This is a genomic window from Klebsiella sp. F11 (assembly GCF_056712265.1).
Map to the genome: position 1 here is coordinate 3,397,141 of NZ_CM160060.1, position 18,152 is coordinate 3,415,292.

Sequence of the window (18,152 nt, forward strand, 5' to 3'; positions counted from 1 at the left end):
TTAGGCATATCCCTGATTATGTCCGCCGGCGGCAGCGATAAAGACCATTCCTGACCACCATTCTTACGTCTGTTTACACATTAAATATAAATGCGTATATTTCTCATTTGTATTTATCTCATGGACGCAACGCACTTCGGGAATGGTTTGACCGCGGCCACAGAGCCTCGGCGTAAAATGCTTGTCTTCTAACTAAGGGTTAATAATGTCTTTCACCATCAGCTCACGGGACGGTCGCCGCGCGCCGTCTCTACTCGCCGTCGGCATCGCGCTGGCGCTCCACCCCGCCCTCGGCCTTGCCGCCGGAACGACCGATGACACCATCATTGTCGAAGGGACCACGCCAGCCGGCACCGACGAACAGCAGCAGGATTACAGCGTTAAAACCACGTCGGCCGGCACGAAAATGCTGATGACCCAGCGCGACATTCCACAGTCGGTCAGCATCATCAGCGAGCAGCGGATGCAGGATCAGCAGCTGCAAACCCTTGGCGACGTTATGGATAACACGCTCGGGATCAGCCGGAGCCAGGCGGACTCCGATCGCAGCAGCTATTACTCCCGCGGTTTTCAGATAGACAACTATATGGTCGACGGTATTCCGACCTATTTTGAATCCCGCTGGAACCTGGGCGACGCCCTCGCTGATACCGCCCTTTTTGAGCGGATTGAAGTCGTTCGCGGCGCTAACGGTCTGATGACCGGCACCGGCAACCCCTCTGCGTCGATCAACATGATCCGTAAACATGCCACCAGCCGGGAGTTTAAAGGTAATGTGTCGGCGGAATACGGCAGCTGGAACAAGCAGCGCTACGTCGCCGATATGCAGAGCCCGCTGACCGAAGGTAATGCCTTCAATCGATAGAAAACCATGATATGCTACTGGTATTTAGGGCTTTCTATGGCTACCGTTACTGTTCATTGTCCTCGTTGCCATTCCGATTCTGTTTATCGCCATGGGCACAGCTGTTCCGGGCACGAGCGCTTTCGTTGCCGGTCATGTCGCCGCGTTTTTCAGCTGGCTTATACCTATGAAGCCAGAAAACCCGGTGTAAAAGAACAGATAGTTGAACTGGCACACAACGGTGCCGGCGTCCGCGATACCGCCAGAGTTCTTAAGGTCGGTATCAATACCGTCATACGGACATTAAAAAGCTCTCGCCGTCCCGGATAACCGCTTCTCCTGTCGCTCATGCCGATGTGGCACTCATCTGCGAGCTTGATGAGCAGTGGGGCTTTGTTGGCAGTAAAGCCCGGCAGCACTGGCTCTGGTATGCTTACAATACCAAAACGGGTGGCGTACTGGCTTATACTTTCGGCCCACGTACCGATGAGACATGTCGGGAACTGTTGGCCCTGTTGACGCCCTTTAGCATCGGCATGATTACCAGCGATAACTGGGGCAGTTATGCCAGAGAGGTGCCGAAGGAGATACATCTGACTGGTAAAATTTTCACACAGCGCATTGAGCGAAACAATCTGACGCTGCGAACCCGTATCAAGCGGCTGGCACGCAAAACAATATGTTTTTCACGTTCCATCGAATTGCACGAAAAGGTCATCGGTGCCTTCATCGAAAAGTACATGTTCTACTGATTGGAGGCATTACCTGACCGAAGATGGCAACGTTCGCGCCCGAATTGTCGCCGGCTATCAGAACAATGACTCCTGGCTTGACCGGTACAACAGCGAGAAAACGTTCTTCTCCGGTATTCTGGATGCCGATCTGGGGGAGACCACCAGCCTTTCCGCGGGCTACGAGTATCAGCGTATCGATGTTAACAGCCCGACCTGGGGCGGGCTGCCGCGCTGGAATACCGATGGCAGCAAAAACCACTACGACCGCGCCCACAGCACCTCGCCGGACTGGGCCTACAACGATAAAGAGAGCAACAAGGTTTTCGTGGCGCTGAAGCAGCGCTTTGCGGATACCTGGCAGGCAACCCTGAATGCAACCCACTCCGAGATCAAATTTGACAGCAAAATGATGTACGTGGATGCGTATGTCAACAAAGAGACCGGCATGCTGGTGGGCCCATACGGCAACTATGGCCCCGGCTATGACTACGTTGGCGGAACGGGCTGGAACAGCGGAAAACGTAAAGTCGACGCCGCGGATCTGTTCGCCGACGGCGGCTACGACCTGTTTGGCCGCCAGCACAACCTGATGTTTGGCGGCAGCTACAGTAAGCAAAATAACCGCTACTTCAGCTCCTGGGCAAACGTCTTCCCGGATGAGATCGGCAGCTTCTATAACTATAACAGCGCCAGCTTCCCGGAAACCAGCTGGGGCCCGCAGAGCCTCGCCCAGGACGACACCACGCGCATGAAGTCCTTATATGCCGCGACTCGCTTTTCCCTGGCCGACCCGCTGCACTTAATTCTCGGCGTTCGCTACACCAACTGGCGCATCGACACGCTCTCCTACAGCATGGAGAAAAACCATACGACGCCGTACGCCGGGCTGGTCTACGACATTGATGATAACTGGTCGACGTACGCCAGCTATACCTCAATCTTCCAGCCGCAGAACGTCCGCGACAGCTCGGGTAAATACCTGACGCCGATCACCGGCAATAACTACGAGCTGGGTCTGAAGTCGGACTGGATGAACAGCCGCCTGACCACGACGCTGGCCGTGTTCCGTATCGAACAGGATAACCTGGGCCAGTCTACCGGGACGCCGATTTCCGGCAGCAACGGCGAGACGGCCTATAAAACCGCCAACGGTACGGTGAGCAAGGGCGTCGAGTTCGAAGTTAACGGGGCGATTACCGATAACTGGCAGATGACCTTCGGGGCAACGCGCTTTGTCGCGGAAGATAATGAAGGCAACGCGGTAAACCCTAACCTGCCGCGCACCAGCGTCAAGCTGTTCACCAGCTACCGCCTGCCGGCAATGCCCGATCTGACCGTCGGCGGCGGCGTGAACTGGCAAAACCGCGTCTATAAAGACACCGTCACGCCGTACGGTACCTTCCGCGCAGAACAAGGCAGCTACGCGCTGGTTGATCTGTTCAGCCGCTACCAGGTCACCAAAAACTTCGCCTTGCAGGGTAATATCAACAACCTGTTCGATAAAACCTACGATACCAACATTGACGGATCGATTGTTTACGGCGAGCCGCGCAACTTCAGCATTACCGCCAGCTATCAGTTCTGATTGTTCTTCAGCAGGCCGATCGCCAGAACCAGGGGGAGCCATCCGGCTCCCCTTTTTACCGGCTATAGCCATTAAAAAAGGCAGCCATTCGGCTGCCTTAGTCTCCCCACATCACAACTTAGTTAGTGCGGATGTACTCGTCCATTTCAGTTTTCAGGTTATCGGATTTAGTCCCGAAGATAGCCTGAACGCCTGAACCTGCAACGACCACACCGGCAGCGCCCAGTTTTTTCAGGCCAGCCTGATCAACTTTCGCGACGTCAGCCACGCTAACGCGCAGACGGGTGATGCACGCATCAAGGTTAGTGATGTTTTCTTTACCGCCGAACGCCGCGATCAGAGCCGGAGCCATTTCGCTGGTTGCGCCCACTTTGCTGTCTTCGGTTGAATCTTCGCGACCCGGAGTTTTCAGGTTCAGCGCTTTAATCAGCACGCGGAAGACAACGTAGTACACGATCGCATAGCAGATACCGACAATCGGGAACAGCCACAGCTTGCTGCTGTTACCGGACAGGACGATAAAGTCGATCAGTCCGTGGGAGAACGACGTACCGTCACGCATACCCAGCAGGATACAGATCGGGAACGCCAGACCCGCAAGAATTGCGTGGATAACGTACAGGATCGGCGCAACGAACATGAAGGAGAACTCGATCGGCTCGGTAATACCGGTCAGGAACGAGGTCAGCGCCGCGGAGATCATGATACCGCCAACTTTCGCGCGGTTTTCCGGTTTAGCGGAGTGCCAGATAGCGATAGCTGCGGCCGGCAGACCGTACATTTTGAACAGGAAGCCGCCGGACAGTTTACCCGCGGTCGGGTCGCCTGCCATGTAGCGCGGGATATCGCCGTGGAAGACCTGACCCGCTGCGTTGGTGTATTCACCAATCTGCATCTGGAAAGGAACGTTCCAGATGTGGTGCAGGCCAAACGGCACCAGGCAGCGCTCAATGAAGCCGTAGATACCGAACGCCACAACCGGGTTCTGGTACGCAGCCCACTGAGAGAAGGTCTGGATAGCAGAGCCGATCGGTGGCCAAATAAAGGAGAGGATCACGCCGGTGAAAATAGCGGCCAGACCGGAGATAATCGGCACAAAACGCTTGCCCGCAAAGAAGCCCAGATACTCAGGCAGCTTGATGCGATAGAAGCGGTTGAACATATACGCGGCAATTGCACCGGAGATAATACCGCCGAGTACGCCGGTATCAGCCAGATGTTTCGCCGCAATCTCTTCCGCAGGTAAATGCAGAACCAGAGGCGCAACGACCGCCATGGTTTTCACCATGATGCCGTAAGCCACGACCGCCGCCAGCGCGGATACGCCGTCGTTATTGGTGAAGCCAAGTGCCACACCGATAGCAAAGATCAGCGGCATATTAGCGAATACTGAACCGCCCGCCTCTGCCATAACGTGGGAAACGACTTCTGGCAGCCAGCTGAAGTTTGCGGAACCGACGCCCAGCAGGATACCTGCGATAGGCAGCACGGAGACCGGCAGCATCAGCGATTTACCGACCTTCTGCAGGTTAGCAAATGCATTCTTAAACATAATTGAGAGTGCTCCTGAGTATTTGGTACTTTTTTACGTTTTCACGCATTGGCACGGGGGGAGAACCGCGCCGTGGACAGGACATCTAAGCGCCCTTTATTTATTACACAGAGTAAAATAATTGGCGAAATGATTGTTTGACGGCTATCACGTTTCAATCAGTCGGCGTGGAAAAGTTTACATCAACTTACATAACCTGTATCTAAATGTAACCAAAAGCACGTCACCGCCCCTTTTGTGGCGGTGAACTTTACTCGCTTTAAGTATTAATTACGAGCCTTAAAATAATAGGAAGATCGGCAGGTTACAGGCGGGAGGGGTCGATATGGAACAATCTGGCGAAATTATCGGTAGTCTGCTGCGCCAGCTGCTCCAGCGAAACGCCCTTCAGAACCGCCATATATTCGGCAACGTCGCGGACCATCGCCGGCTGATTCTCTTTACCACGATGGGGAACCGGCGCGAGGTACGGCGAATCGGTCTCCACCAGCAGGCGATCGAGGGGAACGTAGCGCGCGGCATCGCGCAGCTGTTCGGCGTTGCGGAACGTGACAATACCGGAAAACGAGATATAGAACCCCATGTCCAGCAACTTACCCGCGGTCTCTCTATCCTCTGTGAAACAGTGTAGTACTCCGCCGCAATCCGTCACTTTTTCTTCCTGCAAAATTGTCAACGTATCGGCCCGCGCGTCGCGGGTATGCACAATCACCGGCTTGTTGAGCTCGCGGCCGATGCGGATATGATCGCGGAAGGACTCCTGCTGGCGGGGCTTGGTTTCCGGGGTGTAAAAATAGTCCAGCCCGGTCTCCCCCATCGCCACCACGCCCTCTTCCGCGGCCAGCCGGCGCAGCTCGTCAACGTCGTAGGCTTCATCCTGGTTGAGCGGATGCACGCCACAGGAGAAAACCACGTTGTCACGCTGCCCGACCAGCTCGCGCATCCCGCGATATCCCGGCAGCGTTGTCGCAACGGCAAGGAAGAACTTCACGTCACGCGCGGCGGCTTTTGCCAGCACATCGTCCACGTCTTTATGCAGGTTTTCATAATCCAGGCCATCAAGATGGCAGTGGGAGTCGACTAAAAACATAATGTCTCGCTCAGAGGTGGGAAACGGGAAGAACCGCCCCAGGTTGCAGATAATGTTCCCAGCGCAGAAGGCGCTCGGTTAGCAGCAGTTCGCGGTTGACGCCGACCACGCTCAGCAGCTGCTCGCGGCAGGCGCTGACGTCCCGAGCAATAGCCTGCAGGCGGCTGGCCGGCAGCGCCTGCGCCAGCTGGTTTATCAGCGTCCAGGCATCGGGGTTGCTCACCAAAGAGATCCCCTGCTGCCTTTTTTGCGCATCCAGCAGCAGCGATGCCAGCCAGTGCAGGCGAACGGCGGCCTGTTCATTATTGAGGATCGGCAGCAGCGTTAGCCAGTCACCGCCGGTTAATGCATTTGTCAGAGCCTGGATAAGCTGCTGCCGGGCGGCCCAGCGGCTCTCTGCGAGCAGCTCGAGCGCCGCCGCTGGCGCATTCGCGCTCAGGCGCAGCGCGGCCAGCAAGGCGTTTTGCTCCAGCGTTACCTCGCGCTCCAGCCACGCCAGGCCATAGGATTCCGCCGGCGGGGCAAGATGATACAGGCGACAGCGGCTGCGCAGCGTGGCCAGCAGCCGCGCCGGCTCCTGACAGGCGAGGAAGAACCAGGTATTTTCCGGCGGCTCTTCCAGCGTTTTCAGCAGGGCATTGGCCGCCGCGTCGGTCAGCAGCGCCGCGTCGTTAATCCACACCACCTTGGCTCCGCCGAGACGCGAGCGCTCGTAGAGCTTTTCATTCACCTCGCGAACGGCATCAATGCCGAGGGCGCTTTTGCCCTTCTCCGGCAGCAGCGTGTAGTAGTCGGGGTGGGTACCGGCCTGCATCAGCTGGCAGCTATGGCAGTGACCGCAGCTTTTATGCCCTTCCGGCTGTCGGCACATCAGGTAGCGGCACAGCGCGTAAATCAGCGCATCGCCGCCCATTCCCGGCAGCGCCTGCAGCAGTAACGCATGGTGACCCCGCCCGGCCTGATAGCCGGTGACTAACTGCTCGAACGGCGGGCGTAACCACGGATACCATTTCATGCGCGCTGCTCCGCCACCCACTGGCCGATCGCCGCGCGGATATCGCGCGCGACCGCTTCCAGCGGCTGGGTGGCATCGATGGTGAGGATCGTTGGGTCCTGCGCCGCCAGCTCAAGGTAGCGCGCGCGGGTGCGGTTGAAGAAGTCCAGCGACTCCTGCTCAATGCGGTCGAGCTCGCCGCGCGCGCGCGCGCGCTTGAGTCCCACCTCGGGCGTGACGTCGAGATAGAGCGTCAGGTTCGGGCGAAAATCGCCGAGCACCGCGTCGCGCAGGGTCGACAGCATCGTCTGATCAATGCCGCGACCGCCGCCCTGGTAGGCCTGGGTTGAGAGGTCGTGGCGATCGCCAATCACCCACTGCCCGCGGGCCAGGGCCGGCTTAATCACCGTTTCCACCAGCTGAACGCGAGCGGCATAAAACATCAGCACTTCGGCTTTATCATTAATCACTTCATCGCCGGTGGACTGGATATCGAGTACCAGGCTGCGCAGTTTCTCGGCAAGGATGGTGCCGCCCGGCTCGCGGGTAAACAGCAGATCGCTGACGCCGTATTGCTCCAGCGCCTCCACCACCAGGTTACGCGCGGTGGTTTTCCCTGCGCCCTCCAGGCCTTCGATAACGATGTAATTACTGCGCATTTTTTTCCTTAAGAGCTTTTAAATAATCCTGAACCGAGCGGTTATGGCTGGACAAATTGGTGTTAAACGTATGTCCGCCCTTGCCGTCAGCGACAAAATAGAGGTACGGCGTTTTCGCCGGATGCGCGGCGGCGGTCAGCGAGGCCTCCCCGGGCGCGGCAATCGGCCCCGGCGGCATACCGCTAATCACATAGGTATTATAGGCCGTCGGGGTTTCGAGATCCTTGCGCGTCAGCTTGCCATTATAGCTCTCACCCATGCCGTAAATCACCGTCGGGTCGGTTTGCAGACGCATGCCGATGCGCAGGCGGTTGATAAATACCGACGCCACGCGATCGCGCTCTTCCGGCACCGCCGTCTCTTTTTCGATAATTGACGCCATGGTCAGCAGCTGGTTTTGATCCTGGTACGGCAGGTTATCCATCCGCCCTTCCCAAGCCTTGTCCACCTCCGTGACCATCTTCTGATGCGCCCGCTTGAGGATCGCCACATCGCTGGTATTGGCGGTATACATCCAGGTATCCGGCCAGAACCAGCCTTCGACCCAGTCCGGGTGTTCAAGGTCGAGCGTTTTCGCTACCGTTTCATAACTGTCGTCGGCCAGCGTATGCTTCACATACGGCGCGTCGCGCAGCTGGCGCAGATAGTCGCTCACCCGCATGCCTTCGACAAAACGCAGCGGGAACTGGGCCTCTTTGCCGCTGCCCAGCAGGCGGAGCATTTCGCGCACCGTCATTTGCGGCGTGAAGCGGTAGGTCCCGGCTTTGAAGTGCGACAGCTCCGGCTCAATGCGCAGCAGCCACTGGAAGACGCGAGGCCGGTTGATGACCTTATCGCCGTATAGCTGCTGGCCCAGCGCGATGCGCCCGGTGCCTGCTGCAAGGGTGAAGATGGTCTCTTCTTTGATAAGCAGCTTGCTGTCAGCGAGCTGGCGGACTTTCCACATCCCCACGCCTGCGGCAATGCCGAACACCACTAACAACAGCAGAGTAAAACGTAACATTTTCTTCATGACTAACCAGACAGCTCACACAGTGGGGCTAAAAAATGATAAAGCTCGCGCGAGGACCAATGGCTTTCGTCCCAGCCGCGAACCGGCACCAGCGGCATCAGGGCGTTGCAAACCAGCACTTCATCGGCATCGCGCAGCGCATCAGGACCCGCGGTGACTTCGACAACGCCAAACGGCGATTGTGCCAGCCGGGCGATACAATACTGGCGCATGATTCCGTTCACGCCCGCCTGGTCGAGACGCGGCGTAAAGACCTCCATTCCCTTGCGCCAGAACAGATTCGCGGCACAGCATTCCGTAAGCCACCCTTCGCTGTCAAGAACCAGCGCCTCGTCGGCGTCCGTCTGCTCAAGATGAGAGCGGATCAGCACCTGCTCCAGGCGGTTAAGGTGCTTAAGGCCGGCCAGCGACGGGTTGCGCCCCAGCCGTATCGGGCTGAGGGCCAGGGCGATGCCCTCTTCTCGCCAGCGAGCGTAGTGTGCCGGCAGCGGAGATACGCTGAGGATACGGGTCGGCTGCTGGCACAGCGTACCGCTATAGCCGCGGCCGCCGGAACCGCGCGTCAGGATAACCTTGAGGACGCCGCTTTTCTGAGTCTGCGCCAGACGCAGCATTTCCTGTTCCAGCGTCTGCCAGTCGGTATAGGGGATCATCAGCTTTTCGCAGGCCTGCTGCAAACGCCGCAGGTGGGCGGGCAGCATCTGCACGCGACTTTCCACAATCCGCGCGGTGGTAAAGCATCCGTCGCCAAACTGTATCGCCCGGTCGTTAGCGGCCAGAACGTCCTGTTCGCGGCCATTAATCAAGAACATAGTGGCTCCTTATCGGTGGCCCGCCAGTGTCGCAGGATGAATTACGCAGGACAAGCAGAGAAAGCTGAAGAAAAAAGAAGGCCCGCATAAATGCAGGCCTGAGTCATGGCTGGGCAAGGCGATTAGCGCGCTTAGACCTTTTTAAAGATCAGCGAACCGTTGGTGCCGCCAAAGCCGAAGGAGTTGCACAGCGTGTACTCCATGCCGGAGACCTGGCGGGCTTCGTGCGGAACGAAGTCAAGGTCGCAGCCATCGTCCGGATTATCCAGGTTGATGGTTGGCGGAACCACGCCATCGCGCAGCGCGAGGATGGAGTAGATAGACTCTACCGCTCCTGCGGCGCCCAGCAGGTGCCCGGTCATCGATTTAGTCGAACTGACCATCACGCGGCGAGCCGCATCGCCAAAGACTGACTTAACGGCCTGAGTTTCCGCTTTATCGCCCGCTGGCGTCGAAGTACCGTGCGCGTTGACGTAGGCAATCTGGCCCGGCTCAATGCCCGCATCGCGAATGGCGTTAACCATTGCCAGCGCGGCACCCGCACCGTTCTCCGGAGGAGAGGTCATGTGGTAAGCATCGCTGCTCATACCAAAACCGACGATCTCCGCGTAGATTTTCGCACCGCGTTTTTTAGCGTGCTCGTACTCTTCCAGCACCACCATACCCGCACCGTCGCCAAGCACGAAGCCGTCGCGATCTTTATCCCACGGACGGCTTGCCGCCTGCGGATTGTCGTTGCGGGTAGAGAGCGCGCGAGCTGCGCCAAAGCCGCCCACGCCGAGCGGGGTACTGGCTTTTTCCGCACCGCCGGCAACCATTGCGTCGGCATCGCCGTACGCAATGATACGCGCGGCCTGACCGATGTTATGCACCCCGGAAGTACAGGCGGTGGCAATGGAAATGCTCGGCCCACGCAGGCCAAACATGATGGTCAGATGCCCGGCCACCATATTAACAATTGTAGACGGTACAAAGAACGGGCTGATTTTACGAGGTCCGCCGTTGGTCAGCGAGCTGTGGTTTTCCTCGATCAGGCCGAGACCGCCGATGCCGGAGCCAATAGCTGCGCCGATGCGGTCCGCGTTCTCTTCCGTTATTTCAAGACCAGAATCCTGCATGGCCTGAACGCCAGCGACAATTCCATATTGAATGAAGGCATCCATCTTGCGCTGTTCTTTGCGCGAGATGATGTCATCACAGTTAAAATCCTTTACTAAGCCAGCAAATTTTGTTGCATAGGCGCTAGTATCGAAATGGTCGATCAGGCTGATGCCACTCTGACCGGCAAGGAGAGCTTTCCAGGTAGACTCTACGGTATTGCCGACAGGAGACAACATGCCCAGTCCGGTCACAACTACACGACGCTTAGACACGGTTGTCCTCCAGGGAGGGAAAATAGATGCTTGTGGGACAAACTAAAGATAAAACTCAGGCGGTCGAATGACCGCCTGGAGATGTTCACTTACGCCTGGTGACCGTTGATGTAATCAATGGCAGCCTGAACAGTGGTGATTTTCTCAGCTTCTTCGTCCGGAATCTCAGTATCAAACTCTTCTTCCAGAGCCATTACCAGCTCAACGGTGTCAAGAGAATCAGCGCCCAGATCTTCAACGAAGGAAGCATTGTTGGTAACTTCTTCCTGCTTAACGCCCAGCTGTTCGCCGATGATTTTCTTAACGCGTTCTTCGATAGTGCTCATACTCTTAAATTTCCTATCAAAACTCGCTTTCGCGATGGTTTTCGTAGTGTATAAAATGTTGAAAAATTTGCAACTAAATCCCGGCAGGTCGTACCACGATTTTACGCTATTTTGCGGCTGTTTGCCCTCATAACGCAAATCATTTTGCACAAAACCGTACCCGGAACCGCACAGACTGCGCGGTTCCTGAACGTTTTGCGCAAAACTCGGTCAGACCATGTACATTCCGCCGTTGACGTGCAGGGTTTCACCAGAGATGTAACCCGCTTCGTCAGAAGCTAAGAACGCAACCGCACTGGCGATTTCTTTTGCATCGCCGAGGCGACCCGCCGGAACTTGCGCCAGAATACCCGCACGCTGATCGTCAGATAGCGCACGCGTCATGTCCGTTTCAATAAAGCCCGGAGCAACAACGTTAACAGTAATACCGCGGGACGCGACTTCACGTGCCAGCGACTTACTAAAACCAATCAGACCCGCTTTCGCCGCAGCGTAGTTAGCCTGACCAGCATTTCCCATGGTACCGACCACAGAACCGATAGTAATAATGCGGCCGTGACGCTTTTTCATCATAGCGCGCATTACTGCTTTTGACAGACGGAAAACTGATGACAGGTTGGTTTCGATAATATCGTTCCACTCGTCATCTTTCATCCGCATTAACAGGTTATCACGAGTAATACCGGCATTATTAACCAGGATATCAACTTCACCAAACTCTGCGCGAATATTTCCCAGAACAGATTCGATAGATGCCGGGTCGGTCACATTCAGCAGCAGACCTTTACCGTTAGCGCCTAAATAGTCGCTGATGGCCTGCGCACCGCTCTCGCTGGTGGCCGTGCCGATAACCTTCGCGCCGCGGGCAACGAGCGTTTCAGCGATTGCACGGCCAATCCCGCGACTTGCACCGGTAACCAGCGCGATTTTTCCTTCAAAACTCATGATATTCCTCTTTTATTGCTCAAGCGCCGCAGACAGCGCTGCAGGCTCGTTAAGCGCGGAAGCGGTCAGGGTGTCAACAATACGTTTAGTCAGGCCGGTGAGGACTTTACCCGGGCCCACTTCATACAGGTGTTCTACGCCCTGAGAGGCCATAAACTCGACGCTTTTGGTCCACTGAACCGGGCTGTACAGCTGGCGGATCAGCGCGTCGCGAATGGCCTCAGGCGCGGTTTCGCACTTCACATCAACGTTGTTCACCACCGGAATAGCCGGCGCGTTAAAGGCGATTTTTTGCAGCTCAGCCGCCAGCTTCTCTGCCGCCGGCTTCATCAGCGCGCAGTGGGACGGTACGCTCACCGGCAGCGGCAGCGCGCGCTTGGCGCCGGCGGCTTTACAGGCGGCTCCGGCGCGTTCCACGGCCTCTTTGTTGCCAGCGATAACTACCTGGCCCGGGGAGTTGAAGTTAACCGGTGAAACCACCTGGCCTTCAGCAGACTCTTCGCAGGCTTTGGCAATGGACGCATCGTCGAGGCCAATGATGGCCGACATGGCGCCGGTCCCTTCCGGTACCGCTTCCTGCATAAATTTGCCGCGCATCTCAACCAGACGCACGGCGTCGGCGAAGTCGAGGACTCCGGCACAAACCAGCGCCGAGTATTCGCCCAGACTATGGCCTGCCAGCAGCGCCGGCGCTTTGCCGCCCTGCTGCTGCCACGCGCGGTACAGCGCCACGGAGGCGGTGAGCAGCGCGGGCTGGGTCTGCCAGGTTTTATTCAGTTCTTCTGCCGGGCCCTGCTGGGCAAGCGCCCACAGATCGTAACCCAGCGCCGCGGAGGCTTCACGGAACGTCTCTTCAATAACGGGGTAAGCTGCTGCCATATCGGACAACATTCCTACCGCCTGCGAGCCCTGTCCCGGGAACACAAAAGCAAATTGCGTCATCTCTAAATCCTTATACTAAAAACGAACCAGCGCGGAACCCCAGGTGAAACCGCCACCAAAGGCTTCCAGCAGAATCAGCTGACCGCGCTGAATGCGGCCATCGCGCACCGCTTCGTCCAGCGCGCAGGGGACGGAGGCGGCGGAGGTATTGCCATGACGATCGAGCGTCACCACCACGTTCTCCATCGACATCCCGAGCTTTTTCGCCGTCGCGCTGATAATACGCAGGTTGGCCTGATGCGGCACCAGCCAATCCAGCGCGGAGCGATCGAGGTTGTTCGCGGTCAGCGTTTCGTCAACGATATGCGCCAGCTCGGTCACCGCCACTTTAAAGACTTCATTACCCGCCATCGTCAGATAGATCGGATTTTGCGGATCCACGCGATCGGCGTTCGGCAGCGTTAGCAGCTCACCGTAGCGGCCGTCTGCGTGCAGATGGGTCGAGATGATCCCCGGCTCTTCAGAAGCCCCCAGTACCACGGCGCCGGCGCCGTCGCCAAAAATAATGATCGTCCCGCGATCGGCAGGATCGCAGGTGCGCGCCAGAACGTCAGCGCCAATAACCAGCGCGTAGTCTACCGCGCCGTTTTTGACGTACTGGTCGGCGATGCTCAGGGCGTAGGTGAAGCCGGCACAGGCCGCGGCGACATCAAACGCCGGACAGCCGTTAATTCCCAGCATCGACTGAATCTGGCAGGCCGAGCTCGGGAAGGCGTGGGTGCCGGAGGTGGTCGCAACAATAATCAGACCAATTTGCTCCGGCTTAACGCCCGCCATCTCCAGCGCGTTTTTTGCAGCTTCAAAACCCAGCGTAGCAACGGTTTCATTCGGTGCGGCAATACGACGTTCACGGATACCCGTACGGGTGACAATCCACTCGTCAGACGTATCTACCATTTTTTCCAGGTCGGCGTTAGTACGCACTTGCTCGGGCAGATAGCTGCCGGTACCAATAATCTTCGTATACATGTACGCTCAGTCACTCTTGGGTAACATACCCGCCTTGTTCAAACCGCCGGGGCGTCAGTCCTGCTCGTTCGTCCCGCTTTGCTGTCGGGAGTTCCCGCCTTTGCCGCCTCCCGGCAGTTCGAAACCTGCTGGGTATAAAGATTCCAGGCGAGCGGCGATCCGTTGAGGTATCTGCCGCTGCACCGCCTGCACTGCCTGCTCTATTGCAACGCTAAAGGCGCGCTGATTGGCAGCACCGTGACTCTTAATCACGGAACCGCGCAATCCTAACAGACAGGCGCCATTATACTGGTCGGGGTTGAGGTGACTGAATCGCCTTGCGAGGCTTTTTTGTAACCAACGTTTCAATAACAGCAGCCACCACGACCGTTTTTTGCCCTCTCCCTGCGATTTCAGCAGCGAAAGGAACATTCTGACAACGCCTTCCATAGTTTTTAATGTGACGTTGCCCGTGAATCCATCACAAACCATGACGTCGGTTTTGCCCGTCAATAGTTCATTGGCTTCAAGATAGCCTATATAGTTGAGGGACGGCAGCGTTTTCAAAACCGCCGCGGCGTCGCGAATGCTGCTGAGGCCCTTCATCTCTTCTTCGCCAATATTCAGCAGCGCGACGCGGGGATTTTTAATACCGACCACTTCTTCCGCCAGTACCGCCCCCATCACCGCAAACTGCACCAGCATTGTGCTGTCGCAGTCGACGTTGGCGCCAAGATCCAGCACCACCGTTTTTCCCTTCTGCTGGTGCGGAAGTATCGTCACCAGCGCCGGGCGCTCAATCCCCTCTATGGGCTTGAACAATAATTTTGCCAGCCCCATCAGCGCGCCAGTATTTCCCGCGCTGACGCAGGCCTCCGCCCGCCCCTCTTTCACCAGCTCGAGCGCCATGCGCATTGAGCTACCGCGACTGCTGCGAATCGCCTGCGCGGGTCGCGCATCACTGGCAATAACCGACTGCGCAGGAATAACCTGCAGACGCGAACGTTGTTCGAAATCAGCTTTGGCAAGTAATGGCGTGATGGCGTCGGGATCGCCGACTAAAAGAAGTGTGAGTTGCGAATTAGAGGTCAGTGCCTGCAGTGCTGCAGGCACCGTCACGGAAGGACCAAAATCGCCCCCCATGACATCTAACGCCAGGGTTAGACGTGTCAAGGTATCGTCGCTGCCCGGTTCGGTTATTCCCCAGTTACCTGGGGAAATCCTCACTAAGCTTCACCACGCTTATACTCGTTGTCCTTCATGCCGCAGAACCGTTAACTGCAAGGGTTTTCTGCAACACGAAATTCACAGAGTATCGCGTGATTACTTAGTGATAACCTTGCGACCGCGGTAGAAACCGTCGGCAGTGATGTGGTGACGCAGGTGCTTCTCACCAGAAGTTTTGTCTACAGACAGGCTGGTGACTGCGGTCAGAGCGTCATGGGAACGACGCATGCCACGTTTGGAACGGGTTGGTTTATTCTGTTGTACGGCCATGGACCTTACTCCTCAATTACTTATGCTTTAAGCTGGCTAATACGGCAAATGGGTTTGGCTTCTGTGCCTCTTCAGGCAGTTCACCAAAGACCATGTCCGCGTCGGACACTTCACAGTGTTCAGAATCATGCACCGGAACTACGGGCAGGGAGAGAATAACTTCATCCTCAACCAGCGCCTGCAGATCGATTTCACCGAATTCGTTAACCTCAATCGGCTCATACGCTTCCGGCAGTGCTTCGGCCTGTTCGTCATTTCTGACCGGGCTGAAACAATACGTTGTGTGGACATGATGGGGGAACGGTTTCCCGCAACGCTGACATTCGAGGGTTACTGACACCTTCGCATCGCCGGTTATAACGGCAAGACGCTGGTTATCAATAGCGAACGACATGCTGCATTCCACATCGCTGTCCACGCTGACTACAGAATCGGCCACACGCGCTACCTGATCGCGGGCATAAATGCCCTGGTAATCAAGGCGTTTTTGAGCCGTGCGAACCGGGTCAAGAGTCAGTGGTAATTTTACTTTTTGCATAGGGCGCGCATATTAACTTTGTAATGTCATAGAGTCAAAGAAAAAGGCAGCCTCAGGTTGCCTTTTGCCATTTATTCGCACACATTGCGGCCCATAGTTTAAAATGATGCTCTTCGAAGCGCTATATGTGGATGAAAAAATATGTCTGAGCTTATCCTGGCGTCAACCTCGCCCTGGCGGCGGATGCTGCTGGAAAAACTGTCGGTACCGTTTGAATGCGCGGCGCCTGAGGTCGATGAAACGCCCCATCCCGGCGAGCCCGCTCGCCAGCTGGTCGTGCGTCTGGCGCAGGCTAAGGCGCAGGCTCTCGCCGCCCGCTACCCGCAGCATTTAATTATAGGCTCCGATCAGGTTTGCGTCCTTGATGGCGAAATAACCGGCAAACCGCATAGCGAAGAGAACGCCCGCCTGCAGTTAAGAAAAGCCAGCGGCACCATCGTGACCTTTTACACCGGGCTGGCGCTCTATAATTCGGCGAACGGCCATCTGCAAACCGAATGCGAGCCCTTTGACGTTCATTTTCGCCATTTAAGCGACCGGGAGATAGAGACCTATGTGCGTAAAGAGAACCCGCTGCAGTGCGCCGGGAGCTTTAAAAGCGAAGGACTGGGGATCACGCTTTTCGAGCGCCTGGAAGGCCGGGACCCCAATACGCTGGTCGGCCTGCCGCTGATTGCGCTCTGTCAGATGCTGCGCCGGGAAGACTATAACCCGCTGCTCGCCTGAGGCGCGAATTTGCACCGCCGACGCGGGCTTAGCGGCCCGGGCGGCCGATAGCGGATCCGCCGCAGCGTTACTTCTTGTCGCGCAGCACCTGCAGGCAGCGCTTCAGCTGGCTATCCAGCGGCGCCTCAACGCGCATCACCTCGCCCGTTCCCGGGTGGGTAAACTTCAGCGCCGCGGCGTGCAGGAACAGGCGATTGAGGCCGGTACCCGTGAGCTGCTTATCAAACTCCCGATCGCCGTAACGATCGTCAAACGCGATCGGGTGCCCGGCATACTGCGTATGCACGCGAATCTGATGGGTGCGACCGGTTACCGGACTACAGCGCACCAGCGTAGCGTCGGTAAATCGCTCCTCTACCTTAAAGCGGGTTTCCGACGGCTTGCCTTCCTGGTTCACCCGCACGATGCGTTCGCCGCTTTGCAGAATATTTTTCAGCAGCGGCGCCTGCACCACTTTGGTATGCGACTGCCACTGGCCGCGCACCAGCGCCAGATAATCCTTTTGCATCCCCTTATCGCGCAGCTGCTCGTGCAGCGAACGCAGCGCGGAGCGCTTCTTCGCCACCAGCAGCACGCCGGAGGTGTCGCGGTCAAGGCGGTGCACCAGCTCGAGGAAGCGCGCTTCAGGACGCAGCGCGCGCAGGCCTTCAATCACGCCAAAGCTCAGGCCGCTACCGCCGTGAACCGCGGTACCGGAAGGCTTGTTGAGCACCAGGATATGATCGTCTTCATACAGAATCACCTCCGTCAGAGCCGCGACTTTTTGCAGATGTGGGGAGACCGCCTCCTCCTCACGTTCGGCAACGCGTACCGGCGGAATACGGATTTCGTCGCCCGCTTCCAGCTTATACTCAGGCTTAACGCGCTTTTTGTTCACCCGCACCTCGCCTTTACGCAGGATGCGATAAATCATACTCTTCGGTACGCCCTTAAGCTGCGTACGCAAAAAGTTATCGATACGTTGCCCCGCTTCATCAGCGGTAATAGCAACCATTTTTACGCTTGGGGTCTCAGTTTTCATGGTGCGCGATTCTAAATAGCCCGACGCATTAGCGCCACTCATTTTTATATGCTTATATTTATCATTATCCGGTTTTCATCGTATGCATCATCGTCGTTTTGTTTGTTATTAGAACAATCTGTATACGCTGGTGATAAAACTGTGAGTAACCGGGTGATAAAAGGTAAAAGTCAACTTGCTATAACAAGCTTAGCAATGGAATAATGATGCCGTTTTCCGTGTTGAATCTTGTTAGAACAAGGGATTAGCGGAATGACCAATTTTGTCTGACCGATCATCAACGCAGCAATGGCGTAAGACGTATTGATCTTTCAGACAGTTAGCGGGCTGCGGGTTGCAGTCCTTACCGGTACAGGCTCTATGGATTTCACGTCGCAGGAAGGCGTCGACTCCGGGTATCCCCGGGAGCTCATTATAATCACATGATTGTGATGAGCAGGTTAAGCCAACACGCCTGCAACGTGAAAGACGATAGAATATACGCAAAATTATTCGAGATGCGTCATGGCAGCAAGAGAGTGAATCCCCGGAAGCCTGCATCGCCAGGTAACAGG

Annotated in this window: 17 protein-coding genes and 2 pseudogenes; 4 read left to right on the plus strand and 15 right to left on the minus strand. The window is 56.6% G+C overall.

The features are described from left to right. Window positions 1-205 precede the first annotated feature (205 nt). From AC1M2H_RS16825 to fhuE, 3 genes and pseudogenes are all read left to right on the plus strand, one after another. Window positions 206-844, plus strand: a pseudogene (locus AC1M2H_RS16825) (TonB-dependent receptor plug domain-containing protein); the annotation flags it as partial. A 57-nt stretch (window positions 845-901) separates the two neighbouring features. Beyond that, a protein-coding gene (locus AC1M2H_RS16830; RefSeq protein ID WP_480147781.1) for an IS1 family transposase occupies window positions 902-1,596 on the plus strand; the annotation gives its coding sequence in 2 pieces (ribosomal slippage) (window positions 902-1,148 and window positions 1,148-1,596; 696 coding nt in all). Between the two features lie 7 nt (window positions 1,597-1,603). Then, a pseudogene (gene fhuE, locus AC1M2H_RS16835) lies at window positions 1,604-3,163 on the plus strand (ferric-rhodotorulic acid/ferric-coprogen receptor FhuE); the annotation flags it as partial. A gap of 118 nt (window positions 3,164-3,281) precedes the next feature. Here the strand turns inward: fhuE and ptsG are convergent. From ptsG to yceD, 14 genes are all read right to left on the minus strand, one after another. Next, window positions 3,282-4,715 (minus strand): PTS glucose transporter subunit IIBC, encoded by a 1,434-nt coding sequence (ptsG, locus tag AC1M2H_RS16840; RefSeq protein WP_480148232.1) that lies wholly within the window; start codon window positions 4,713-4,715, stop codon window positions 3,282-3,284. Window positions 4,716-5,019: 304 nt separating this feature from the next. Then, entirely contained in the window at window positions 5,020-5,805 is a 786-nt protein-coding gene (locus tag AC1M2H_RS16845; protein ID WP_480148233.1) for a metal-dependent hydrolase, read from the minus strand. Between the two features lie 10 nt (window positions 5,806-5,815). Next, entirely contained in the window at window positions 5,816-6,820 is a 1,005-nt protein-coding gene (gene holB, locus AC1M2H_RS16850) for a DNA polymerase III subunit delta' (protein ID WP_480148234.1), read from the minus strand. Then, complete coding sequence (gene tmk, locus AC1M2H_RS16855) at window positions 6,817-7,458, minus strand: dTMP kinase (RefSeq protein WP_480148235.1); 642 nt, start codon at window positions 7,456-7,458, stop codon at window positions 6,817-6,819. Before tmk ends, holB begins: the two co-directional genes overlap by 4 nt. Further along, the gene (gene yceG, locus AC1M2H_RS16860; RefSeq protein ID WP_480148237.1) at window positions 7,448-8,470 is read right to left on the minus strand and encodes a cell division protein YceG; all 1,023 of its coding nucleotides are present in this window, start codon (window positions 8,468-8,470) and stop codon (window positions 7,448-7,450) included. The genes tmk and yceG overlap by 11 nt, the downstream gene beginning before the upstream one ends. 2 nt (window positions 8,471-8,472) lie before the next feature. Next, the gene (gene pabC / locus AC1M2H_RS16865; RefSeq protein WP_480148238.1) at window positions 8,473-9,282 is read right to left on the minus strand and encodes an aminodeoxychorismate lyase; all 810 of its coding nucleotides are present in this window, start codon (window positions 9,280-9,282) and stop codon (window positions 8,473-8,475) included. 131 nt (window positions 9,283-9,413) lie between these two features. After that, window positions 9,414-10,655 carry a beta-ketoacyl-ACP synthase II gene (fabF, locus tag AC1M2H_RS16870; protein ID WP_480148240.1) on the minus strand — a complete coding sequence of 414 codons (1,242 nt, stop codon included), beginning with the start codon at window positions 10,653-10,655 and terminating at the stop codon, window positions 9,414-9,416. 89 nt (window positions 10,656-10,744) lie between these two features. After that, window positions 10,745-10,981: an acyl carrier protein gene (gene acpP, locus AC1M2H_RS16875; RefSeq protein ID WP_000103754.1), complete on the minus strand. Its 237-nt coding sequence runs from the start codon at window positions 10,979-10,981 to the stop codon at window positions 10,745-10,747. 210 nt (window positions 10,982-11,191) lie between these two features. Further along, on the minus strand, window positions 11,192-11,926 hold the full coding sequence (fabG, locus tag AC1M2H_RS16880; RefSeq protein ID WP_041144966.1) for a 3-oxoacyl-ACP reductase FabG: 735 nt from the start codon (window positions 11,924-11,926) through the stop codon (window positions 11,192-11,194). A 12-nt stretch (window positions 11,927-11,938) separates the two neighbouring features. Then, entirely contained in the window at window positions 11,939-12,868 is a 930-nt protein-coding gene (fabD, locus tag AC1M2H_RS16885) for an ACP S-malonyltransferase (RefSeq protein WP_480148241.1), read from the minus strand. Between the two features lie 15 nt (window positions 12,869-12,883). Beyond that, window positions 12,884-13,837, minus strand: a complete 954-nt coding sequence (locus AC1M2H_RS16890) for a beta-ketoacyl-ACP synthase III (protein WP_480148242.1) — start codon at window positions 13,835-13,837, stop codon at window positions 12,884-12,886. A 54-nt stretch (window positions 13,838-13,891) separates the two neighbouring features. After that, the gene (gene plsX, locus AC1M2H_RS16895) at window positions 13,892-14,989 is read right to left on the minus strand and encodes a phosphate acyltransferase PlsX (protein ID WP_480151970.1); all 1,098 of its coding nucleotides are present in this window, start codon (window positions 14,987-14,989) and stop codon (window positions 13,892-13,894) included. A gap of 150 nt (window positions 14,990-15,139) precedes the next feature. Beyond that, window positions 15,140-15,313 carry a 50S ribosomal protein L32 gene (gene rpmF, locus AC1M2H_RS16900; protein ID WP_003857964.1) on the minus strand — a complete coding sequence of 58 codons (174 nt, stop codon included), beginning with the start codon at window positions 15,311-15,313 and terminating at the stop codon, window positions 15,140-15,142. Window positions 15,314-15,329: 16 nt separating this feature from the next. After that, window positions 15,330-15,851 (minus strand): 23S rRNA accumulation protein YceD, encoded by a 522-nt coding sequence (gene yceD, locus AC1M2H_RS16905; protein WP_480148243.1) that lies wholly within the window; start codon window positions 15,849-15,851, stop codon window positions 15,330-15,332. 141 nt (window positions 15,852-15,992) lie between these two features. Here yceD and AC1M2H_RS16910 point away from each other — a divergent pair, with 141 nt between their 5' ends. Then, window positions 15,993-16,577 (plus strand): Maf family protein, encoded by a 585-nt coding sequence (locus AC1M2H_RS16910; protein WP_480148244.1) that lies wholly within the window; start codon window positions 15,993-15,995, stop codon window positions 16,575-16,577. Window positions 16,578-16,644: 67 nt separating this feature from the next. Here the strand turns inward: AC1M2H_RS16910 and rluC are convergent, their stop codons facing one another. After that, window positions 16,645-17,598, minus strand: coding sequence for a 23S rRNA pseudouridine(955/2504/2580) synthase RluC (rluC, locus tag AC1M2H_RS16915; RefSeq protein ID WP_480151971.1), 954 nt, complete (start codon window positions 17,596-17,598; stop codon window positions 16,645-16,647). Window positions 17,599-18,152: the final 554 nt, after the last annotated feature.

Excerpts from the sequence above, each read along its gene's own strand:
- AC1M2H_RS16910 (WP_480148244.1), top strand. The coding sequence starts at position 15,993 with ATGTCTGAGCTTATCCTGGCGTCAACCTCGCCCTGGCGGCGGATGCTG.
- AC1M2H_RS16845 (WP_480148233.1), bottom strand. The coding sequence starts at position 5,805 with ATGTTTTTAGTCGACTCCCACTGCCATCTTGATGGCCTGGATTATGAA.
- ptsG (WP_480148232.1), bottom strand. The coding sequence starts at position 4,715 with ATGTTTAAGAATGCATTTGCTAACCTGCAGAAGGTCGGTAAATCGCTG.
- fabD (WP_480148241.1), bottom strand. The coding sequence starts at position 12,868 with ATGACGCAATTTGCTTTTGTGTTCCCGGGACAGGGCTCGCAGGCGGTA.
- rluC (WP_480151971.1), bottom strand. The coding sequence starts at position 17,598 with ATGAAAACTGAGACCCCAAGCGTAAAAATGGTTGCTATTACCGCTGAT.
- AC1M2H_RS16890 (WP_480148242.1), bottom strand. The coding sequence starts at position 13,837 with ATGTATACGAAGATTATTGGTACCGGCAGCTATCTGCCCGAGCAAGTG.
- holB (WP_480148234.1), bottom strand. The coding sequence starts at position 6,820 with ATGAAATGGTATCCGTGGTTACGCCCGCCGTTCGAGCAGTTAGTCACC.
- yceG (WP_480148237.1), bottom strand. The coding sequence starts at position 8,470 with ATGAAGAAAATGTTACGTTTTACTCTGCTGTTGTTAGTGGTGTTCGGC.
- yceD (WP_480148243.1), bottom strand. The coding sequence starts at position 15,851 with ATGCAAAAAGTAAAATTACCACTGACTCTTGACCCGGTTCGCACGGCT.
- tmk (WP_480148235.1), bottom strand. The coding sequence starts at position 7,458 with ATGCGCAGTAATTACATCGTTATCGAAGGCCTGGAGGGCGCAGGGAAA.
- rpmF (WP_003857964.1), bottom strand. The coding sequence starts at position 15,313 with ATGGCCGTACAACAGAATAAACCAACCCGTTCCAAACGTGGCATGCGT.
- pabC (WP_480148238.1), bottom strand. The coding sequence starts at position 9,282 with ATGTTCTTGATTAATGGCCGCGAACAGGACGTTCTGGCCGCTAACGAC.
- acpP (WP_000103754.1), bottom strand. The coding sequence starts at position 10,981 with ATGAGCACTATCGAAGAACGCGTTAAGAAAATCATCGGCGAACAGCTG.
- fabG (WP_041144966.1), bottom strand. The coding sequence starts at position 11,926 with ATGAGTTTTGAAGGAAAAATCGCGCTGGTTACCGGTGCAAGTCGCGGG.